At 44.0% G+C, this 2,319-nt stretch carries 1 protein-coding gene; it reads right to left on the bottom strand.

Annotated elements, in window-relative coordinates; all coding sequences use genetic code 11:
* On the bottom strand, nt 1-2,319 hold a 2,319-nt coding region (locus KDK19_RS20995; RefSeq protein WP_257255334.1), incomplete at both ends, for a hypothetical protein.

The raw sequence follows: 2,319 nt of genomic DNA, 5'->3' as shown, positions 1-2,319 counted from the left end.
GCCTGTGGGATGTGCAGAAGATTAAACCGTTCATCAGTAAAGATTCTGATGGCTGCTTCAGCCGCAAAACGTACTCCACATATAGAGCTCACTATCAGCTCAGGTAAAAGTTCAGTAACAATCTTACCCGCTTCAATAAAGATCTTTTCCGCCGGCTTTTTGGTCGACGTGTATTGAATAACAGGCTTGTTGGTTGGGGCTGTTTGTGTGGCTTCGGATGTCTGACTCTGATAATACTGGTAGCTGTCCAGGCGCATACCCACGAGTGATTCAAGATAACCTCCATAAGGGAAGCCGGCTTGACGCGATTTCCTGAAGTGATCATGTGCACTGGTCAGTGCCCTTTTGCGACCGGTTAATACTACCTGTTTGTGGTCAGAACTTATCTCTGCCTCCAGAAGCGTTAACCCAGCCAGGCAATGAAGCCAGCCTGACATTTGTAATGATTGAGAATCCGTTTTATCATCATACTTGTCTAACTGTTGTTTTAATATCTGATAGCCAACTTCTCTGGATTGTTTAATAGCAGCAATAAAAGCACTTTCGTTTCCGGCAGAGAACTTTTCCAAGTTGTTACTGTGAAAAACAGCGTAGTTGCTATACCATGATACAGCATTATATTTAACCGTGGGTGGCCCATGCCATATATGTCTTATAAACAATTTGCGTAATGATATCCAACCTCCTGAATCACCCTGGAGCTTGATGGCCTTTTCCGGGTTGCCACCAATTTGCCTGATAATCGACTCGTGAACCAATAAAAGGGTGTTGTACCAATACGATATGTTGTCCTTACTGACCAGTTCAGGAGACATTTCAATTAATTTTGTTAGAAATTGTAAGTCATGACCAAAATGAAGGGCGGTAGTGCGGGCTTGGTCAGTGGGTTTAAGGCTTTTAAGATGATATAAAAGCGGCTCTGCTTCTGGTGATGCACCAACCAGATGAAAAGCAAGTTCTATAAGATCCGCATTTGACCGTTTCTCAGGATCAATATTTTCAGCGAATGTCTCTTGCAACTCTATCAGGAGTGCGGTAAGCAATGAGTTTGGTGCATCTTCAACAAACTCCAGCACAGAAAAGCGAATGAGAATTGACGATAAATCGAGGGTATAAAAGTCCAGTAAGTCCGGTCGACCAGTGGCAAAGTAAAGTATCAATCTTAATATTGCTTGCTCTTCCGCTTGCCTTGCTGTTTCTTCTACTGCCTCTGTTGTAGCTAATCCTGCTGCTTTCGCCGTCATTGTTGCTGCTGCTGTCGCTTCCATGGCCGCTGCTGCTGCCGCTGTCGCTAACGCTGTCGCTTCCACTGCCGCTATTGCTGTCGCTTGTGTGTCTGCATTCGCTTTTGCCGCCGCTTTCGCGTCTGCGTTCGCTTTTGCTGCAGCTTTTGCCGCCACTTTCGCGTCTGCGTTCGCTTTTGCTGCAGCTTTTGCCGCCGCTTTCGCGTCTGCGTTCGCTTTTGCTGCAACCTCTGCTGCCGCTCTGGCTCCCGTTGCGACTTGTTCCTGTTGTTCGTCTGGCAGATGCTGGCTATCTGTAAATTGCTGGCTCATACGATTCAAGATAAGATCAACTGCGCCATCAGAGCCTTTTATCGGAAGTTGCTCCAAAAACTCTCTGAGTAAACGTATAGAAGGCGTTATCCTACCCGGAATATTGCTTTTCGGATTTTCCATGTAAGTGTCTCTATCAAAAGCCAGTTTCAGTTCGAAAGGCTTTGGAATCACTACCAGCCACTTGAGTAACATCCCGCCCAGAACCGATGGATTTGACTCATATGCCAATAAAATCTCAATAGATTGTGACACTCCCGACAATGCTGAGAAATAAGCATTTATTATTTTTTCCTGAGCCTCTCCTTGCATAACATGTTCATAAAACAACCTGAGCATCCTGACATAAGGGAAGCAATGTAGTACAGAAATTGAAATAGCTTCTTCTATCTCTTTGGCTCTGCGCCTGACTTCCGGACTAAAGGACAACTCAATGGTTTTGTCATCATCTGACATTTTGGCCCTCATCATGGCCAGTGCCTTGAGAAAAGAGTAATAGCCCAGTCCAAGCTCGTTTGTTGGATTTTTATTTTTTACAACAGCCTTTTTGAATGCTGAGATTTTTTTTTCTGTCTGTTGTAAAAACCTTTCCGGATTTGCCTCAATCAATCTGACTTCTTTAATAATATTGTTATCCAGTTGAAATAAATACTGGTCATGTATTTTTGCATTAAATAGCTCATTTGATACTCTGATGCCTGGCTTCAGGTCTTTTGGTTGTCTGGCTGCGTTTACGGTTCTTTTTGCTTTTTCAGGATTTGCA

Origin of the sequence: Endozoicomonas sp. ONNA1, assembly GCF_024606325.1 — a bacterium.
Classification (GTDB): domain Bacteria; phylum Pseudomonadota; class Gammaproteobacteria; order Pseudomonadales; family Endozoicomonadaceae; genus Endozoicomonas_A.
Note: the sequence above shows the minus strand (reverse complement) of the source record. Positions and strands in the feature narration are given on the sequence as shown.